The 19634-nt window shown below is 37.2% G+C and carries 18 protein-coding genes; 9 read left to right on the top strand and 9 right to left on the bottom strand.

The annotated features are described in order from the left end of the window. Positions 1-100 precede the first annotated feature (100 nt). On the top strand, positions 101-910 hold the full coding sequence (locus QGN23_RS09245) for a M48 family metallopeptidase (RefSeq protein WP_282904039.1): 810 nt from the start codon (positions 101-103) through the stop codon (positions 908-910). A 73-nt stretch (positions 911-983) separates the two neighbouring features. Further along, positions 984-1310 carry a hypothetical protein gene (locus tag QGN23_RS09240; RefSeq protein ID WP_282904038.1) on the top strand — a complete coding sequence of 109 codons (327 nt, stop codon included), beginning with the start codon at positions 984-986 and terminating at the stop codon, positions 1308-1310. Between the two features lie 39 nt (positions 1311-1349). Here QGN23_RS09240 and QGN23_RS09235 read toward each other — a convergent pair whose 3' ends face one another. The 9 genes from QGN23_RS09235 to lon form a co-directional block, all read right to left on the bottom strand. Continuing rightward, positions 1350-1967, bottom strand: coding sequence for an outer membrane beta-barrel protein (locus QGN23_RS09235; RefSeq protein ID WP_282904037.1), 618 nt, complete (start codon positions 1965-1967; stop codon positions 1350-1352). Further along, positions 1960-2769 carry an ABC transporter ATP-binding protein gene (locus QGN23_RS09230; protein WP_133439096.1) on the bottom strand — a complete coding sequence of 270 codons (810 nt, stop codon included), beginning with the start codon at positions 2767-2769 and terminating at the stop codon, positions 1960-1962. The genes QGN23_RS09235 and QGN23_RS09230 overlap by 8 nt, the downstream gene beginning before the upstream one ends. Continuing rightward, positions 2769-3521 carry an MlaE family ABC transporter permease gene (locus QGN23_RS09225; protein WP_282904036.1) on the bottom strand — a complete coding sequence of 251 codons (753 nt, stop codon included), beginning with the start codon at positions 3519-3521 and terminating at the stop codon, positions 2769-2771. Before QGN23_RS09225 ends, QGN23_RS09230 begins: the two co-directional genes overlap by 1 nt. Before the next feature lie 36 nt (positions 3522-3557). Next, positions 3558-4931: an exopolysaccharide biosynthesis polyprenyl glycosylphosphotransferase gene (locus QGN23_RS09220; protein ID WP_282904035.1), complete on the bottom strand. Its 1374-nt coding sequence runs from the start codon at positions 4929-4931 to the stop codon at positions 3558-3560. 34 nt (positions 4932-4965) lie between these two features. Beyond that, a complete protein-coding gene (locus QGN23_RS09215) occupies positions 4966-5598 on the bottom strand; it encodes a 7-carboxy-7-deazaguanine synthase QueE (RefSeq protein WP_282904034.1) in 633 nt (210 codons plus the stop codon). Continuing rightward, on the bottom strand, positions 5591-6475 hold the full coding sequence (locus QGN23_RS09210) for a bifunctional 5,10-methylenetetrahydrofolate dehydrogenase/5,10-methenyltetrahydrofolate cyclohydrolase (RefSeq protein WP_282904033.1): 885 nt from the start codon (positions 6473-6475) through the stop codon (positions 5591-5593). The genes QGN23_RS09215 and QGN23_RS09210 overlap by 8 nt, the downstream gene beginning before the upstream one ends. Positions 6476-6504: 29 nt before the next feature. Beyond that, positions 6505-8145, bottom strand: coding sequence for a glucose-6-phosphate isomerase (gene pgi / locus QGN23_RS09205; protein WP_282904032.1), 1641 nt, complete (start codon positions 8143-8145; stop codon positions 6505-6507). A gap of 281 nt (positions 8146-8426) precedes the next feature. Beyond that, positions 8427-9554 carry an AI-2E family transporter gene (locus QGN23_RS09200; RefSeq protein ID WP_282904031.1) on the bottom strand — a complete coding sequence of 376 codons (1128 nt, stop codon included), beginning with the start codon at positions 9552-9554 and terminating at the stop codon, positions 8427-8429. 57 nt (positions 9555-9611) lie between these two features. Then, positions 9612-12017, bottom strand: a complete 2406-nt coding sequence (gene lon, locus QGN23_RS09195) for an endopeptidase La (RefSeq protein ID WP_282904030.1) — start codon at positions 12015-12017, stop codon at positions 9612-9614. A 235-nt stretch (positions 12018-12252) separates the two neighbouring features. Between lon and QGN23_RS09190 the strand changes: the two genes are divergently transcribed. From QGN23_RS09190 to QGN23_RS09160, 7 genes are all read left to right on the top strand, one after another. Next, positions 12253-14394 carry a SurA N-terminal domain-containing protein gene (locus QGN23_RS09190; protein WP_282904029.1) on the top strand — a complete coding sequence of 714 codons (2142 nt, stop codon included), beginning with the start codon at positions 12253-12255 and terminating at the stop codon, positions 14392-14394. A 128-nt stretch (positions 14395-14522) separates the two neighbouring features. Then, complete coding sequence (locus QGN23_RS09185; RefSeq protein WP_282904028.1) at positions 14523-15473, top strand: MlaD family protein; 951 nt, start codon at positions 14523-14525, stop codon at positions 15471-15473. A gap of 11 nt (positions 15474-15484) precedes the next feature. Continuing rightward, positions 15485-16813: a (Fe-S)-binding protein gene (locus QGN23_RS09180; RefSeq protein WP_282904027.1), complete on the top strand. Its 1329-nt coding sequence runs from the start codon at positions 15485-15487 to the stop codon at positions 16811-16813. 61 nt (positions 16814-16874) lie between these two features. Beyond that, complete coding sequence (locus QGN23_RS09175; protein ID WP_282904026.1) at positions 16875-17657, top strand: (Fe-S)-binding protein; 783 nt, start codon at positions 16875-16877, stop codon at positions 17655-17657. Then, entirely contained in the window at positions 17657-17833 is a 177-nt protein-coding gene (locus QGN23_RS09170; RefSeq protein ID WP_282904025.1) for a hypothetical protein, read from the top strand. The genes QGN23_RS09175 and QGN23_RS09170 overlap by 1 nt, the downstream gene beginning before the upstream one ends. Continuing rightward, entirely contained in the window at positions 17823-18314 is a 492-nt protein-coding gene (locus tag QGN23_RS09165; RefSeq protein WP_282904024.1) for a hypothetical protein, read from the top strand. Before QGN23_RS09170 ends, QGN23_RS09165 begins: the two co-directional genes overlap by 11 nt. A 99-nt stretch (positions 18315-18413) precedes the next feature. Continuing rightward, positions 18414-19538, top strand: a complete 1125-nt coding sequence (locus QGN23_RS09160) for a glycosyltransferase family 4 protein (protein WP_282904023.1) — start codon at positions 18414-18416, stop codon at positions 19536-19538. The last annotated feature ends 96 nt before the right edge of the window (positions 19539-19634 follow it).

The following is a 19634-nucleotide window of genomic DNA, read 5'->3' as shown; positions in this document are numbered from 1 at the left end:
TGATTTTTTTTATAAGTATACAAAAATTATGCAATATTAAATATTAAGTCTTCATTTGGAATAAAAATTGTTTTAACTGTTTAAATCAATATATACTAATATGAAGAATATTAACAGAATACTAGGAATCGGTGTCATGTCTGTCATGATGATTGCATGTACAACCAACCCAATCACTGGGCGGAAATCTTTACAATTGGCCAGTAATCAGGAAATTTCTGCCATGGCGCTTCAGCAATATAAGCAGGCATTGTCACAGGCAAAAGTTATTTCAGGAACAACTCAGGCTAAGAGTGTACAGAATGTTGGCTTAAGGATTAAAAATGCTGCAAACAACTATTACCGGGGAATTGGCAGAGAAGCAGATCTTGCGAATTACCAATGGGAATTTAATTTACTCGACGATAAACAAGTTAACGCTTGGTGTATGCCTGGCGGGAAAGTAGCAGTATATACGGGTATTTTGCCTATCACTAAAACTGATGCTGGTTTAGCTGTGGTCTTGGGTCATGAAATTTCTCACGCACTTGCCGGTCACGGAAATGAAAGAATTTCCCAAGCCATGATCGCAGAATATGGAGGCGCCATTCTAGGAAGTACTATTTCCAATGGTCAGTTAGCTTCAATTTTCCAACAGGCTTATCCATTAGGCGCTCAGGTAGCTTTACTGAAATACGGGAGAAGTCAGGAGTTAGAAGCCGATGAAATGGGACTTTATTTAATGAGTATGGCTGGCTATGATCCGAGAGAAGCACAACCTTTCTGGCAAAGAATGGAGGCGGCATCTACAGGAAACAGGCCTCCGGAGTTTTTATCTACTCACCCTAATCCAGATACCAGAAGAGCAGATTTAGAAAAACATATGGCAAAAGCCCTGCAATACTATGCAGCTGCTGGCGGCAAAATTTAACACTTAATTAAATTTATAGTAAACCTTTCCGAAAATTTCTTAAATTTGGAAAGGTTTTTTAATTTATATCGACATGAAAAATTTAACTTTTATAGGATTTCTTTTACTTGGTTTGGCATTTTTGCTGTATTATATTACCCCTCAGTTTTCTGCGGTTAAACTTTTTGAGCCCACTAATTTAATGGGTATTCTTGCAGGCATTGGCATTGGTTTAATAATCGGGGGAATCGTTGGATATATCAGCAAGGGAACAGCATTAAAACAGGAAGAAAAACGGAGAGAATTCAAACAGCTCCGAAAAGAAAAAGAAGATCTGGAAAAGCAGGCTGCAGAATTGGCCAGGCAACAGACCGTAACTTATACAACAACAGAAGAAAACCAAAATCCTCCGAATTATTAATTCAGAGGATTCTTTTTTTTTCTTAAAGTTCAGTTTTTCTTAAAACTCGTACCCTAAACCTACCATGAATAAACTTGGTCGGCTGTCATAACGAATCGTTTCGCTGGTATTGTTATTAATAAAATTTCTTTGGTCGCTGCTGAAAGCACCTTCATATCTCGCATTCACAATCAGTTTTTGAAGTTGAACCTGTGCTCCAAACTGATAACCTACTGTGAAATCTTTGGTGGCATTTTCTTTAAAGTCTTTGAACTGATTATCTGTAGAAAGATTATAAGACGCAACCGGACCTATAAACACTCCTAAGTTGTCTCCTAAAAGCTTATATCCCAAAAGGACAGGTACATCCACACGATTGCTTTTTGCTTCTATAGTAGTAGCGGTAGTACCATTAGGGCTCGGCACATCAATTTCTGATTTAAAAGTAGTGTAATAAATTTCCGGCATTAAAAATAGTGACGCTGGTAAATTAACTTTCGCGGAAAGACCAACATTGAAGCCTGCACTGTTCTTTTTGGAATCATTGTATGTTTTTACGGCACTTTCCCAACTAGGACTGTCGGTTTTGAAAAGTAAGTTGGCTTTTGCTGCAAATTTAATCTGTGCAGAACCCAGAACACTTGCACCAATTAGAACGAAACTGAATAATTTATTCATTAGAATGGGGTTTTGTTATTATATTATCTATTGAGGTTTTTTTGGTCTCTAAGAAATACTCGCGTAATTCCTTAAATAACTCTGATGAATAAACGAAATCGATAAGGTTTTTATTGCCTGCATTGATCAGGATGTCTTTGTTACCTTCCCATTCCTTTATCCCAAGACGGAGATATACAATTTTCTCGCCAATCGTCATCACCGAGTTCATGTCGTGGGAATTAATGATGGTTGTAGTGTTATATTCTTTAGTGATTTCCAAAAGTAGATCATCAATAATATTTGAAGTATAGGGATCCAAACCAGAGTTTGGTTCATCGCAAAAAAGATATTTCGGGTTGTTGACAATTGCTCTTGCGATGGCAACTCTTTTTTGCATTCCTCCGGAAATCTCCGATGGATATTTACGATTGGCTTTTTCCAGATGGACACGGCCAATAACGTCGAAGACTCTTCTTTTCTTTTCTCTGAAAGTCAAATTGGTAAACATATCCAAAGGGAAAGTAATATTCTCTTCCACTGTCATCGAATCGAAAAGTGCGCTTCCCTGAAAGACGGTTCCTATTTCAGACCGAAGCTGCTGTTTTTCGTCCCGTGACATATTATTGATGTTTCTGCCGTCAAATAATATTTCACCGGAAGTTGGTTGGTAAACATTAAGCAAACTCTTTAGAAATACTGTTTTTCCAGAGCCACTCTGACCGATGATGAGGTTTACTTTGCCTGTTTCAAAGGTTGTCGTAATTCCTTTTAATACTTCTACCTGATCAAAACGTTTCTTTAAATCTTTTACTTCTATCATCAGCTGAGGAACATTTGAGTTAATATTAAGTTCATAATAATGATGGCGACAATGGTCCAAACTACTGCCTGCGTACTTGCGCGGCCAACTTCCAGCGAGCCGCCTTTTACATTATAACCAAAATAAGCGGGGATTGTTGCAATTAAAAAAGCAAATACTGCTGTTTTGAAAAATGCGTACCATATAAAATGTTGTGGCATATACATTTGGATTCCGGTGATATAATCTGCTTTACTCCAGTTTCCTGTTGCGGTTCCTGCCAGATATCCTCCCCAAATTCCAAAAACAATACTGATTGCAATGAGTAAAGGGTTGAAAATCACACTGGCTAAAACTTTAGGTAAAATCAAAAAATTAGGAGAATTAACTCCCATAATATCTAAAGCATCAATTTGCTCGGTAACACGCATTGTTCCGATACTTGATGCAATATACGATCCTACTTTACCGGCCAGAATAACAGATATAATGGTTGGTGCAAATTCTAATATCAGAACAACTTTGGTTGCATAACCAATAAAAGAGTTGGGAATCGGAAATGATGATGCATTGAAGTTATTGAACATTTGAATAGCCACAACCGCTCCTACGAACGTGGACGTAAAGAGTACCAGCCCGAAAGAATTTACTCCCAGATCATAAATCTCACGCATAAATAATTTACCAAATATCGAAGCCTTTTGGGGCTTTTTTAATGTTTTCGATAACAGAAAGAAATATGCGCCAACTTGGCTCAACAGATTTTTTAGCATGTTGCAAAATTAGTGTTTTTTATTTTTTATATGGCTTTAATTGGCATTCTTATCTCCACCGACGACTAAAAAAATGGTTTTCAAAATAATAACCAAGTCCAAACTTAACGTCCAGTTTTTTACGTAAAACGCGTCTGCAAGAATTCTTTTTTGCATTTTGAGGTCCACATTTCCTGTATCGCCACGCAATCCGTTTACCTGAGCCATGCCAGTTACACCAGGTCTTACTAAGCTTCTTATGGAATATCTGCCGATTTTTAATTTGTAAAAATCGTCAACCAAAAGCATGTGAGGTCTTGGTCCTACAACTGACATTTCACCTTTTAAAACATTCAGAAATTGCGGCATTTCATCTAAACTGGTCTTTCGGAGAAATTTACCGATTTTGGTTATCCGTCGGTCATTTTCTTCCGTTGTTTTAGTCGTGCATTCACCATTGATATGCATGGTACGGAACTTTATACAATTAAAAACTTCATCATGAAAGCCATACCTTTTTTGGACAAAGAAGACTGGCCCTTTACCATCCAATTTAATTAATATCGCGATAATCGGAAACAGCCAGGTACATACAAATACCAATATTAAAAATGAAAACAGGAGATCAAATGTCCGCTTCAAAGCAACATTCGTTAAATAATCCAAAGGAAATTTAGACCGTACCAATATCGGTTGAGTTTCGGTGTATTCCAAATCATATTGAAAGAAATCGTTTTCTATTACATTGGGAATTAGTGAGATACATACTTTGTGGCCTTCTGCTAAACCATGAACTTCAGCTTCCTGTTTTTTATTGTACTTTTTAAATTCAGTAGAAATGTACATGGTGTGTATTCCATTTTTTTTCCAGAATGCTACCAGTTTTCCAAAATTAAATCGGTCTTCCTCCGGATAATCATAAATTTTGAATCCATAATCTTTTCGTTCGGTTAAAATGTTTTTTAATATTTCTGATGATGAATCACTTGACAGAAACATTATGTTTCGATAGTTAAGACCAAGAGTTCTAATGTATTTTAAAGCAAAAAAAAGCGTTGATTTAATGATGAAAAGGATAAAAAATAGACTTAGCCCGAGTAAAAAACGGTCTTGCTTCAAAAATTCATTATTGCTAACTTTTGCCAATAACATAACACCGAAAATGAAAATAAAGATATGGGTAACAAATCTTTCCAAATAGAGAGTGTATGTAATATTTCTGGCTACGGAGTATAGTTTCGTTCTGCTGCTGAGTAAAATCCAGTAAAAAATAAGCAGGATAATCGATAATATATTTTGCTCTGATGTTTCTTGTGATAAAAGGTGATCATTATTGCGCAGAAAAGAATAGACAAAAACTGTTGCTATCACAAAGACGTCAAGGAGAATAAAGCCGGTTTTGAAATATCTGGAGTATCGGATTCTTTGCATGTCACCTTTTAATTAGAAGTAAATCTAATGTAATTTATGGAATATTCAAATATTTATGTGTTTGTACCGATGCCTGCCATCTTGGATTTGCCAGGATAAAATCGGTGATTTTCGGATATATTTCATCTCTTTTGCTCCATTCACTTTGAAGATAAAGAACGCAGTTTGCAGATACTTTCGCTGCCTGTTCTTCCGCAAATTTCAAATCATTATTATTGAAAATAATCATCTTCAGCTCATTCGCTTTAGCATATATTGCTGGTTTTGGTAAGCCCGTTTTTTTTGGGGAAAGGGTGATCCAGTCCAAAGTTCCACTCATTTCATACGCGCCGGAAGTTTCAATATGAATTTCACAACCGAGCTCTTTCAGTCTGTTGGTTAAGATTTCCAGATTCCACATTAATGGCTCGCCACCGGTTAAAACGATAGTTTTACAAAAACTTGCTGCAGTTTCGGCAATTTCTTCCGTATCCATCAAAGGGTGTAAATTGGGATCCCAGCTTTCTTTCACGTCACACCAGTGACAGCCGACATCGCAGCCTCCGAGTCTGATGAAATAGGCGGCTTTTCCGGTATGGGCACCTTCGCCCTGTAAGGTGTAAAAATGCTCCATCACGGGGAGCATTTTACCTTGTTCTAATAAAATATTTTCTTCTTTTTTAATCATTATATACTGAGGTTTTATAGGCCAAGATGGTGTTTTTCATCAACATGGCTCTCGTCATAGGACCCACTCCGCCTGGAACGGGAGTGATCCAACTTGCTTTTTCTTTGCAACTTTCAAAATCTACATCGCCGACCAACTTGTAGCCTTTTTCAGATTGATCTTCAACACGGGTAATTCCCACATCGATGATGATTGCACCTTCTTTAATCATATCTGCTTTTAAGAAATTGGGATCGCCCAAAGCGGTAATGATGATGTCTGCTTTTTTGGTGAATTCTTCGATATGAGGAGTGTAGGAATGGGTGAGGGTGACTGTTGAATTTCCGGGGAAATCTTTTCTTCCCATCAGGATACTCATCGGCTTTCCTACGATCCTGCTTCTGCCAATCACTACACAGTGTTTGCCTTTTGTGTCGATATGATATCTTTCCAATAAAGTTAAAATCCCAAATGGAGTTGCGGGTAAAAAGGTATCCATTTCCAAAGCCATTTTTCCGAAATTTTCAGGGTGAAAACCATCTACATCTTTTCTTGGATCAATCGCCATGATTATTTTTTCCTGATCAATTTGTTTTGGCAAAGGCAACTGTACAATAAATCCATCCACCTCTTTCGACTTATTGAGTTCATCTATTTTTTCTAAAAGTTCCGCTTCAGAAACCGTGCTTGGAAAATCGATTAGGGAAGATTTGAAACCAACTTCTTTGCAATCCTTGATTTTGTTATTTACATAAGTCATGCTCGCGCCGTTTTTCCCAACCAGAATCGCTACCAAATGTGGTGGACGTTTATTGTGCTGAACAATCTTGTCAACGTCCATTCGGATTTCTTCTTTAATTTCTTTGGAGACTTTCAGTCCATCGAGAATTTGTGCCATTTCGTTTTTACTTTAGATTTATTTTAGATTTACTTTTTCTCGTTGAAATACTGAATCAAACCATTCGTAGAGGAATCGTGAGCGGTAACAGGTTCCGTATTCTTTAATTCAGATAAAATTTCCCCTGCTAAAACTTTCCCTAATTCTACACCGAACTGATCAAAACTGAAGATGTTCCAAATGACGCCCTGAACAAATATTTTATGTTCATATAAGGCGATCAGCTGTCCTAGTGAAAATGGGGTTAATTCATTGATAATTAATGAATTGGTCGGTGTGTTTCCGTGGAAGACCTTATAGTTTACCAGCCGTTGAATTTCTTCTTCTGAAATTCCTGATTTTTCTAATTCTGCTCTTGCTTCTTCTTCGGTTTTTCCGAATGCTAATGCTTCTGTTTGGGCAAAAAAGTTGGCCAATAATTTTTCCTGATGATCAGAAACCACATTACACGATTTTGCATAAGCAATAAAATCAGCCGGAATCAATTCTGTTCCCTGATGAATCAATTGGTAAAAAGCGTGTTGACCGTTGGTGCCTGGTTCTCCCCAAATAATCGGACCGGTTTCATATTCTACAAATTCACCATTTCTATCTACACTTTTTCCATTACTTTCCATATCTCCCTGTTGAAGATATGCCGCAAAACGATCTAAATATTGAGAGTAAGGTAGTATAGCATACGTGCCGGCATCGAAGAAATTACGATACCAAATGCCGAGAAGCCCCATTAATACAGGAACGTTTTCTTTAAAATCTGCGGTTTGAAAATGAATGTCGGTTTCATTGGCACCTTTTAGTAACTGTTCAAAGTTTTCGTAACCGACCGAAAGTACAATGCTTAAGCCAATCGCGCTCCAAAGTGAATATCTTCCGCCAACCCAGTCCCAGAATTCGAAAATGTTTTCTTCGGCGATTCCGAAATTCTTCACTGCCTGGATATTGGTAGAAAGTGCCACAAAATGTTTCGCTACTTCTTCCTGTTTTCCCGATTTCAAAAACCATGATTTCGCAGATTCTGCATTGGTCATCGTTTCCTGAGTCGTAAAAGTTTTAGAAGCGATGATGAAAAGCGTTGTTTCCGGATCTAAATCTTTCAGAACTTCTGCGATGTGGTTTCCATCAACATTAGAAACAAAATGAACATCAAGTCTTGTTTTAAAATGTTTTAATGCTGAACAAACCATCACCGGTCCTAAATCTGAACCACCGATTCCGATATTCACGACATCGGTAATTTCTTTCCCTGAAAAACCTTTGTGTTCTCCGGAAATTACTTTCTCGGAGAAGTTTTTCATCTGGTCCAAAACTCTTTTAATCGCCGGTTTTATATTTTTGCCATCAACTAAAATCGCTTTATCCGAAAAATCCCGTAATGCGGTATGAAGAACTGCCCGTCCTTCAGTCTCATTGATTTTCTCACCGGAAAACATGGCTTCGATTGCAGATGTTAATTCACATTCTTCAGCCAGACTTTGTAAAAGATCAAAGGTCTTCTGATCGATTAAATTTTTAGAAAAATCGAAAAGGTAATCTTCTCTTTTAACCGAAAACTGCTGAAAACGTTCAGGATTATGTTGAAAAAGAGTGCGCAGATCAAAATCATTTTGCGCAAAATGTTGATGGAGACTTTTCCAGGCTGTCGTGTGGGTAGGATTTATTTTGGGTAACATTTTAGAGATTTTAAATTAGAGATTTTAAACTTTGATGTTTTAAAAATAATCGCAAATTTACGGAAAAATAAAACCTCCGAGAAATATCTGGAGGTGAGGTTTTTAGGTTTTAAAAATTAATCCTATCTGTTATTAAATTGTTCTGCAGAAGTAGGTTCTGTAAAACCTTTCGCTTTTAAAATTTGGACTGAAATCAAGCAAAACTGCGATTTTTGAATTGTTTCCCGGAGTTGCAAATAATCAATTTTAAAACTCAATGACCTAATAAACAAGTTCTTAGATTACTCCTTTTCTTCCAAAGTAATATTTTTAGTGATTTTGTATTTTTTACGCGCTTTTTTCACTTTCGTTTCTTCCCCTAAAACTCTGCCCCAGGGTTCTAAACCTTCAACTCTTTCGAAAATAATTTTCAGAATTGCTAAAAAAGGAATACTCAAAAACATACCGGAAATCCCCCACAATTCCTCACCGATTAAAAGGCCGATAAAAGTAAACAGGGCATTGATTTTTACTTTAGAACCTACCACCAAAGGCAGGGTTATATTCCCATCGATCAAATGGATGACCACATAGCCGATCAGGACAAAAAGGGTGTGAGTGCCACCGGTTGCAAAAGAGATCAGACAGGCGATTAAACAAGAGGACAGTATGCCGATGTATGGTATTACATTCAGCAAGCCGGTTAAAACGCCTAAAAGAACTGCGTATTTTACTCCCAAAACGGAAAGCAAAATACTCGTTAAACTGCTGACGATAATAATTTGAATAAATAATCCGGAAATATAATTCTTGATTATTTTTTGAATTTCCACAATTCCTTCATTTACTTTTTCAAAATGTTGGTTTTGAAATACAGAAATAATAAACTGGTATAAAACCCGACGATAGTTCAAGATGAAGATGAAAAATAAGGCACTGAAAAGAAAAAACGCCATCGTTGATGAAAACATGGAAACGGTGAAGCCTAAAATGAGTCCTGTGGAAGAAAGTAATTTTTCTAATGCCTGATTGATATAGCTCATTTGTTTGGCAAAATTGAGATGGAAAGTGTGGGAAACCCAGATTTGTAATTCATTAAATGATCTTGAAACCTGTGCTTTCAAAACGGGAAAATCATTTACAAAATCACTTAACTGCGTGGAGAAAAAATAAACTAATCCCGTTAAAAAAAGAAACATCACCAAAAGAGAGGAAAAGGTAGAAACTGTTCTTGAAAACCGCAGCTTCCTCTCCAAAAAATTGGCAAAAGGAAGAAATAACAAGGCCATTAAAATAGCGAAAAACAGAGGTGCTAAAACGCCTTTGCCGATTTTGGCCAAATATCCTAAAGCCAAAATACTGATGAGCACCAAGGCTAATTTAGCAACAAAAGGGAGTTTAATATCTTTCATATCACAAAATAACGACAAATTTTCTTTTTTTAAATAAAAAACGCTTCAAAATAAATTGAAGCGTTTCATGTTTTTCTATTTTTCAATGGCCAGCTCAATGACTTCACTCATTCGCTGCACGTAATTGATTTTCAGATTTTTAAGATAATCTTTTTTGATTTCTTCCACATCTTTTCGGTTGGCCTCGCAAAGAATGATTTCTTTGATGCCTGCTCTTGCCGCGGCGAGAAGTTTCTCCTTGATTCCACCAACAGGAAGCACTTTTCCGCGCAACGTAATTTCGCCGGTCATCGCCAAATGTGATTTGACTTTCTTATTCTTAAAACTTGACACAATCGACGTCAGCATTGCGATTCCGGCAGAAGGTCCGTCTTTTGGGGTGGCGCCTTCCGGGACGTGAACGTGAATGTTGTTTTTCTGGATGTCTTCGGAAGAAATTCCCAATTCATCATGTTTTGCTTTAATGTATTCCAGCGCGATCGTGGCAGATTCTTTCATGACATTTCCAAGATTTCCGGTCATGGTCAGGTTTCCTTTTCCTTCACTCAGAATACTTTCGATGAAGAGGATGTCGCCGCCAACCTGAGTCCAGGCTAAACCGGTTACAACACCAGGAACTCCGGTGATTTCTGATAAGCTTTTAGGGCGGGGAACTCCTAAGATTTCGTCCACTTTTTCTACTGTTATTTTCGGATCATATTCTTTTTCCATCGCAGTTTGCAAAGCGACCCATCTCGCAATGGAAGCGATTTGTTTTTCTAAACCACGAACGCCGCTTTCCGAAGTGTGCGCATCGATAATATGTTTCAGTTCAGCATTGCCAAGTTTGAATGATTTTACATCTAAACCATTTTCTTCCTGCTGTTTTTTAATGAGATGGCGTTTGGCGATTTCTACTTTTTCTTCTAAAGTATAACCGGCGATTTCGATGATTTCCATTCGGTCAAGAAGTGGTCTTTGAACGGTAGAAAGGGAATTTGCTGTCGCAATAAACATCACTTTTGATAAGTCGTAACCCATTTCTAGGAAATTGTCATAGAACGAATTGTTTTGCTCCGGATCCAGAACTTCTAATAAAGCAGAACTTGGATCGCCATGAATTCCCTGTCCGATTTTATCGATTTCATCCAAAACAATTACAGGATTGGAGGTTCCTGCTTTTTTAATGGATTGAAGGATTCGTCCTGCCATCGCACCGATATAAGTTTTACGGTGGCCACGGATTTCAGATTCATCATGCAGTCCGCCCAAGGAAACCCGCACATATTTTCTGCCCAAAGCATCTGCAATCGATTTTCCCAATGAAGTTTTACCAACTCCCGGAGGACCTACCAAACAGAGAATCGGCGATTTCATATTGTTTTTCAATTTCAGAACCGCCATGTGTTCTAAAATTCTCTTTTTAATATCTTCTAAACCATAATGGGCTTTATCTAAAACTTTTTCGGCCTTAATAATATCAAAAACGTCTTTTGAGTATTTTTCCCAAGGTAATTCGGTGAAGAAATCCAGGTAATTCCGTTGAACATTATAATCTGGAGAATTCGGATTTTGTCTTTGAAGGCGGTTGATTTCTTTTTTGAAATGTTCCTCAACTTCGTCGTTCCATTTTACTTTTTTGGCTTTTTCTAAAAGTTCATCAACATCGGATTCGGGACCGCCGCCCAATTCATCCTGAATAGTTCTGATTTGTTGATTCAGGAAATATTCCCGTTGTTGTTTGTCGAGGTCTTTGGATGTCTTATTGTGAATCTGGCTTCGCAGTTCCAGTTTTCGATATTCATCATGCATCAGAGTGTAGCATTTTTCTGCACGGATCATCAGGCTTTTTTCCTCCAGCAATTTCTGCTTTTGATCTGGTGAGAAATTAGCGTTGGAACAAACGAAGTTTAACAAATCTTCATTATTGGAAATGTTTTTAATCGCAAAATTGGCACCATTCGGAATATTTGGATCGATGTCGATTATTTTCAGCGCCAAGTCTTTTATGTTGTCCAATAACGCTTCGTACTCTTCTTTTTTCTTGCTGGAAGTGTCTTTGAGTTTGGTTATTTCTGCGGTAAAATACGGTTTTGTTCCGGTGTATTCTTTTATTTTAAATCTTTGGAAACCTCTCGTTATGGCGGTGATATTGCCTTCCGGAAGTTTAATGATTTTAAGGATTTTCGCCAATGTTCCCACTTGAAATAAATCACCGGTGGTAGGGTTTTCAATACTGGAATTGTTTTGTGTCAGAATACCTATAAACTCATTATTTCGCTGTGCCTCTTCTAAAAGTTTAATGGACATTTCTCTACCAGCGGTAATAGGAATAATTACTTTGGGAAACATCACCATGTTCCTTACCGGAAGGATTGGAAATACTGTTTGTTCGCTATTTTCTTCCGTATCCAACATATCGGTAATGTTAATTCCTTCTGATATAATACCGAAAGCGTCGTCTAAAATTTCATCAAAGTTGATGTCTTCAAATTCTGTCATAATATTATGGAATGACAAATTGTCATTTTTTATAAATAATTAAAGGTGATTACCCGGATTTCTCTTATATGTACGGGTACTAAAAAGGTTTCCATAAATTGACAAGCATTATGCCAAGCAAAAATTTAGACAAAATTACCACTACATTGCAGACAGTTTTAAATAAGTGTGCAATTTTTTTTCTAATCTGTTAAAAATGTGTATTTTCGCAAACTGATAAAATTATACAAAAAAGATGGCAATTTTAGGACAAATAAGAAACAGACCTTGGCTTTTGATGGGAATTATTGCAGTAGCAATGTTGGCTTTCGTGGTTAACCCGGATAGTATTGAAAAGTTATTTGGCGCAGAGCCAGGTGTTTACGGTAAAGTAAACGGCGAAGAGATTTCTAAAGAAGATTTCGATGATCAACTTTTTATGCTTCAGCAACAAGCGCAACAGCAAGGCCAGCCTACAAAAGGTTTGGAAGAGCAGGCTTGGCAATTGCTGGTACAGTCTAAACTCATCAAACAACAGTTTGAAAAAATGGGTCTGACTTTAACTGAAGATATGTTCTGGAATCAACTGCAGTTTGATCCTATGTTTGCACAGAATAAAGAATTGTTTGACGAGAAAGGTAATTTCAAAGTTCAGGAGATCAAAGGTCAGGTAGAGCAAATGAAAGGAACCAATCTTGAAGCATACAATAACTGGATGAAGACGAGAAAATCTATCGAGTACAGAATGATGGCGAGACAACTTTTCGCTAACGTTACTACCGGGATTACCGCAAGCAAAAAAGAAGCAGAGGAAATCATGAAGCAAAGAGATCAACTTGCAGACATTGATTTTGTAAAAGTGGACTATACAGAATATGCTAAAAAAAATCCGGTTAAAGTAACGACCAATGATTTGGCTGATTATATCAAGAAACATCCGATCCTGTTCAAGAGAGAGGCGAGTAGAAATTTAGGACTTGTGTATTTTCCGGCTGCACCAAGTGCGCAGGATGATAAGGCTACCGAGGCAGATATCAATAAATTATTTACCGAAGGAAATGACCTGAGCGGGAAAGAAAGTTTTCAAAATACAAAAAACGATTCCATGTTTATTGCTTTGAATTCTGATTTGCCGTTTAACCCAAGCTATTTTTCGAAAGATCAGTTACCGATGCCGATTAGAGACAAGGTTGCTGCTGCCAGTGTTGGCGCAACTTTCGGACCTTATAAAGAACAGAATTTCTATGTGGTTTCTAAACTGTTAGATAAAAAACCATCAGATTCTACATTGTCCCGTCATATTTTGGTTAGCTATAAAGGTAATCAAGCAGGCGGAGAAGAAACGAGAACCAAAGAGCAAGCTAAAAAATTGGCAGATTCAATTGGTGCTGTTGTGAAAGCGGATCCATCTAAATTTACAGAATTCTTAAAATATTCTTCTGATCCAGGTTCTGCAGCACAAGGAGGTAGCGTAGGCTGGACTACACCTGCGACACCATTTGTTCCAGAATATTTACATTTCCTGGCAACCAATGGGAAAGGCGCAACTTCGGTTGTAGAAACGCAGTACGGTTACCATATCATCAATATCGAAGATAAGAAATCTGGTGCGATGACTTATAAAGTGGCTAACTTAGTAAAAGCGGTTAAAGCTTCTGATAAAACGGAAAATGAAGTCTATACGAAAGCGACCAAGTTTATTCAGCAGGTTCAGGGGAAAAGCTTCAATGATTTTGCAAACATCGCGAAGAAAAATAATTATAACTTCTCTAATCCTACAGAAGTTGTAAGATTCCAAGGACAACTTCCTGGCTTAGGAACAGACAAAGATGAGGAAATCATCGCTTGGGCGTTTAATAAGAAAAGAGGAAAAGGAGATACCGATATTTTTACGGTTGACGGGACAGGTGATAAAATTATTGCTTATGTAAATGGAGTTCAGGATGCGGGAACAGCCAATCCGGAAGCCGTAAGAGAGCAAATCGAACCGATCGTGAAAAACAAATTGATGGCCAAGCAGATTTCTGATAAAATCAATGCAGCCAAAGCGACAAACTTAGATCAAATCGCGAAACAGTTTGGAGTGACAAAACAATCTGCACAGGTAAATATGCTGAATCCACAGGTTAATGGTGCGATGGAGCCTAAAGTTGCAGGAGCAGCATTTGGAGTTGCGAAAAATAAACTTTCTAATCCTGTCGAAGGAATGACCGGAGTGTATGTAGTTTTGAAAAAAGCGGAAACAACCAATAAACAACCGGGAGACCTTAAACAAATGACTGAAGCTATTGCAAGACAAAGCTCTCAGCAGTTTGGTCAGGCATTATTGAAAAGCTTACAAGACAACGCAAAAATTAAAGATTATAGAATCGAAATTTATAATAAAGTTTCACAATAATGATTTTTAAATAAAATAATTGATAAAAGCGACTGTAAAAGGTCGCTTTTTTTTGTTTTCTGTTTTCTGGCTTCTGTCGGCGGTTTATTTAAAATGTATTATATTTGTTCCCTAAAATTTAAAGAAAAGTGAAATTCACAAAAGAAATAAAAGCAGGACTTATCGCTATTTTAGCAATTATTGGATTCGTATTTTTATTCCAATTTATGAAGGGAAAAAGTCTCTTCACTACCGATAATATCTTTTATGCCAAGTTCGACAATGTTGAAGGGTTAGCGGCTTCTAATCCAGTATCCATAAATGGTTTGAAAGTAGGTCAGGTTGACAAGATCATTCCTGTTACCGAAAAAGACGGCCGGATTCATTTTGTGGTAAAGGTAATAATTGATGATAATTTTGAATTTTCCAAAAAATCAACCTTAGAGATTTTTGAACCTGGTTTGATGTCCGGAAAAGAAATGCGGCTGAATCTGCAGTACGGCAAGCCTATGGCAAAAGATGGCGATACCCTTTCCGGAAGCTTCCAATTATCGATGATGAACAATATTTCGTCTCAGGTAGGTCCTGTAAAAGACCAGTTGCAGACCGTTTTAAAAAGAGTAGATTCATTAACGAATAATGCCAATAAAATTTTTGATGAGCAGAACCGTGCAGAAATTCGGGAATTGCTCAATAATTTAAATAGAACCGTTGCAGCATTCGAAGTAACTTCCAAACAGACCAATTCACTACTTGCAAACAGCGATCCCCGCATACAAAAAGTGCTGGACAATGCCAATCTTGCCACTTTAAGTGCGAAAGCTGCAATCGATAAATATGGTCGGGTAGCAGATGAAGTTGATGTGAAAAAATTAAATAATACCATTGATAAATTAAGTCTTACTGCAGATAAAATGAACGGTATTATTTCTGGCATACAAAACGGTGAAGGAAGTCTTGGTAAACTCACAAAAGATGAGCAACTTTACGATAACCTAAATCAAACTGCCGAAAACATGAATAAATTGGTAGAAGATTTAAAAGCAAATCCAAAAAGATATTTGAATTTCTCGGTTTTCGGGAAAAATAACAAAGACTAAACCCCTTCAATATGCAGTATATTGACAATATTATTTTCTTCATCGCCCTGGTTATAGGGTTTGGCCTTTTTTTTAAAAGTTTGAAGGAAATCTACCGCAACATTCAACTCGGTAAAGAAAGCAACCGCTCTGACCAGAAATCGAAACGGTGGGAAACCATGGCAAAAGTAGCTCTCGGTCAAAGTAAAATGGGAAAAAGGCCTATTGCAGGATTTTTTCACGTGATCGTTTATGTGGGATTTGTTATTATCAATATCGAGCTGCTCGAAATAATTGTTGATGGGATTTTCGGAACCCACCGGTTTTTAGCAGGTATTTTTGGTAATTCTTTATACGGCTCTTTTACGGCGACTTTAGAAATTTTAGCTTTTCTTGTTATCATTGCGGTGGTCGTTTTCTTTATCAGAAGAAATTTCTACGGTGTCAAAAGATTGACGATGAAGGAGCTTTTTGGTTGGCCAAAACATGATGCAAATTGGATTTTAATTATCGAGTTTGCGTTAATGGTTGCATTCTTAACCATGAATTCTTCAGATTGGGTTTTACAACAAAGACAAGTTCTAGCTGCTCATGGCAGTTTCCCGGTTTCTTCAACTTTATTAGGCCCAATTTTTCAAAACTTTGGTGATGGAACTTTAATTTATACAGAAAGGGGAGCGTGGTGGTTTCATTTTATAGGAATTCTATTTTTTATGAATTATCTGTCTTATTCGAAACATCTTCATATCATTTTGGCTTTCCCGAATACGTGGTACGCTAATTTAGAACCGAAAGGAAAATTCAATAATTTAGATTCTGTTACCGCAGAAATTAAGTTGATGATGGATCCCAATGCTGATCCATATGCTGCAGCACCGGATGCAGATCCAAACGCAGTTCCAGAAAAATTTGGAGCAAGTGATATCTTTGATTTAAAACAGGTTCAGCTGCTCAACGCCTATTCCTGTACAGAATGTGGAAGATGTACCGCCGTTTGTCCAGCAAATATTACAGGTAAGAAATTATCTCCGCGTAAAATTATGATGGATACCCGTGACCGAATCGAAGAGGTGGGCAGAAACATTAATAAAAATGGAAAATTCGTAGATGACGGTAAAAAGTTATTAGACGATCATATTCAAAGAGAAGAACTTTGGGCTTGCACCACATGTAATGCTTGCGTAGAAGCCTGTCCGATTCTGATCGATCCGCTTTCTATCATTATTGAGATGCGGAGATTCCTGGTCATGGAGCAATCTGCGGCACCGCAGGAGCTCAATCAGATGATGACCAATATCGAAAACAACGCCGCTCCATGGCAGTACAATCAGGCTGACCGATTGAAGTGGGCAAGCGAATAACAATGTATTAATGTACCAGCATAGCAATTTATTGTTATATTGATAAATGGGTAAACTAATTATGGATTTCACTATAAAAACAATGGCAGAATATGCTGCCGAAGGAAAAATGCCAGAGGTTCTATTTTTTGTAGGCTGTATGGGAAGTTTTGATGACCGCGCAAAGAAAGTCACGAAATCGTTATGTAAAATTTTGCATAAAGTCGGGGTAGAATTTGCCGTATTGGGTCAGGAAGAATCCTGTAACGGAGATCCTGCAAAGCGTGCCGGTAACGAGTTTATCTTTCAGATGATGGCGCACACCAATATCGAAATCATGAACGGATACGGCGTAAAGAAAATTGTTACCGCCTGTCCGCACTGTTTCAATATCATCAAAAATGAATATCCGGGATTGGGCGGGAATTATGAAGTTCTTCATCACACCCAATTCTTAAGAAAATTAATGGAAGAAGGTCGCCTGAAAATTGAAGGCGGTACTTTTAAAGGAAAGAAAATCATCTTCCACGATCCGTGTTATCTCGGACGGGGAAACGGAGAATATGAAGCGCCAAGACAGCTTTTACAAAAATTAGATGCAGAACTGGTGGAAATGAAACGTTGTAAATCCAATGGTTTATGCTGTGGCGCAGGCGGCGCTCAGATGTTTAAAGAACCTGAAAAAGGCAATAAAGACATCAACGTTGAAAGAACAGAAGAAGCATTAGGTGAAAGCCCGAATATTATCGCAACCGGTTGTCCGTTTTGTAATACAATGATGACTGATGGCGTGAAACATTTTAATAATACGGAAGTTTCCGTAAAAGATATCGCCGAACTTTTAGCTGAAGCCGACGATTTATAATGAGAAAGAACATCCCTTATTTTTTGATGATTGCAGGTGCATTTTTATTGGTGCTTAACCTTTGGTCAGCAGATTTCGATACCGATAAAATTAATTTTTGGAGTGCGGGAGCAAGTCTCATGATGATCATTCTGGGATTTATTGAATTAAAAAAGAAGCAGAAAAATGAAAATTGAAGAATCAACCATCGTAGAAACCAATGATTATCGGGTAATTATTTATCCGGCTTCAAGACCTTTTACGGCGAAAGAAAGCAAAGTGATTACCGAGCAATTATATGATTTTTTGGCAACTTGGGCAGCACATGGGAAACCATTGTCGTCTTCCTTTAAAATTGAGAAAAACCAGTTTATCATTGTTTGTGTTGACGAAGAGATAGAAGCGGCCTCGGGCTGTTCAATTGACGCTTTAGGCGTTGTGATGAAAAGGATCGATCAGGAATTTCAACTCGGTTTATTTGACCGTATGAAAGCTTCTTTTGTGGAAAACGGAGAAATTAAAACCATGAAATTACAGGATTTCCGAAGCGGTTTGAAAAATGGCGAACTCTCAACGGACATCGAAGTATTCGATTTTTCTAAAAATACGTATGTTGCTTTTTTAAGCGATTTCCTATTGCCTTTAAGAAGAAGTTGGGCTGGGATTTATGTAGACTAAATATAATCTTAAAAACAAGATGCGAAACCCTTTGAGAATACTTAAAGGGTTTTTTGTTTCTCTTGATTAAAACTGTATTTTTGTGTATTAAGTTAATCGATGCGTTACAAAATTCTTTTTATTTCATCCTGGTTTCCCAATAAACTGGAATCTACCAACGGGAATTTTGTTCAGCGCCATGCGGAGGCGGTTTCCCACCTTCATGATGTGGAAGTTCTTCATTCTATTAGTGATCCAGGTCAGAAGCAAACGTATCTTTTCGATGATCAGACCGTTAATGAAATCAGAACATTAATTGTTTACTATAGAAAATCCAACAATCCTGTTTTAAATTTTTTTCGTCGGATGAAAGCCTATAAAAAGGGATTTTCACGATTGCAAAAACCAGATTTGGTTCACGCAAATGTTCTTCAGAATTCGATGTTGTTTGCAGTTTATTTAAAACGGAAATTTAAAATTCCGTTTGTTGTTACAGAACATTGGTCTGGATTTTTGAAACTGAATAGGAACAAGCTTTCGAAAGCCCAATTTTTTATAGCCAAGATGATCGCAAATAAAGCAGAATTCGTTTTGCCGGTCAGCCAATATCTTTTACATGATTTAAAAGAACTGGGTTTGAAAACTAAGTTTGAGGTTGTTGGAAATGTGGTTGATACCGATTTGTTTAGTTTAAAATCACCAACGAATCAGCATCCATTTAAATTTTTACATATTTCGAACTTGGTCCCACTCAAAAATCCAGATAAGATTATAGGCGCTGCTCTGAAGTTGCGTAATAAATTAGATAATTTTGAATTGCATATCGGTGGAGATGGAGATGTTGGGAAACTCAATAAAATAATCGGGGAAAATAAAGCAGAAAGTTTCATCAAAACCTTTCCGATATTGTCATTAAATGAAGTGGCTGAAAAGATGCGAGAAAGCGATTGTTTTGTTTTGTTCAGCGAGTATGAAAATTTTCCGTGTGTCCTTTTGGAATCACTTTCAACGGGTACGGTCGTCATTGCCACCGGAGTTGGCGGCATTCCCGAAATTATTAATGATAAAAATGGTGTGCTCATTTCTAATTTTGAAAAAGAATTATATGAAGCAATGAAAAAAGTTTTGTTACAGGAAACCAATTTTGATGATCCTAAAAAACACCACGAGTATATAGTAAATTATTTCTCTGTAAAAGAAATTGCCCAAAAGTTTGATGAAATTTATAGGCAAATTTTACGTTGAATTTACAGGTGTTACCCAAAAATTCCGTAATTTGAATTTTTAAAATCCGCCGGAAATTATTGGTAGCAAAGTGAAATATGAAAAGGATTGCAAGGG

The organism is Chryseobacterium gotjawalense, from assembly GCF_030012525.1.
In the GTDB taxonomy this organism is placed as follows: Bacteria; Bacteroidota; Bacteroidia; order Flavobacteriales; family Weeksellaceae; genus Kaistella; species Kaistella gotjawalense.
The sequence above is the reverse complement of the archived record's forward strand: the minus strand, read 5'-3'. Positions and strand labels throughout refer to the sequence as shown.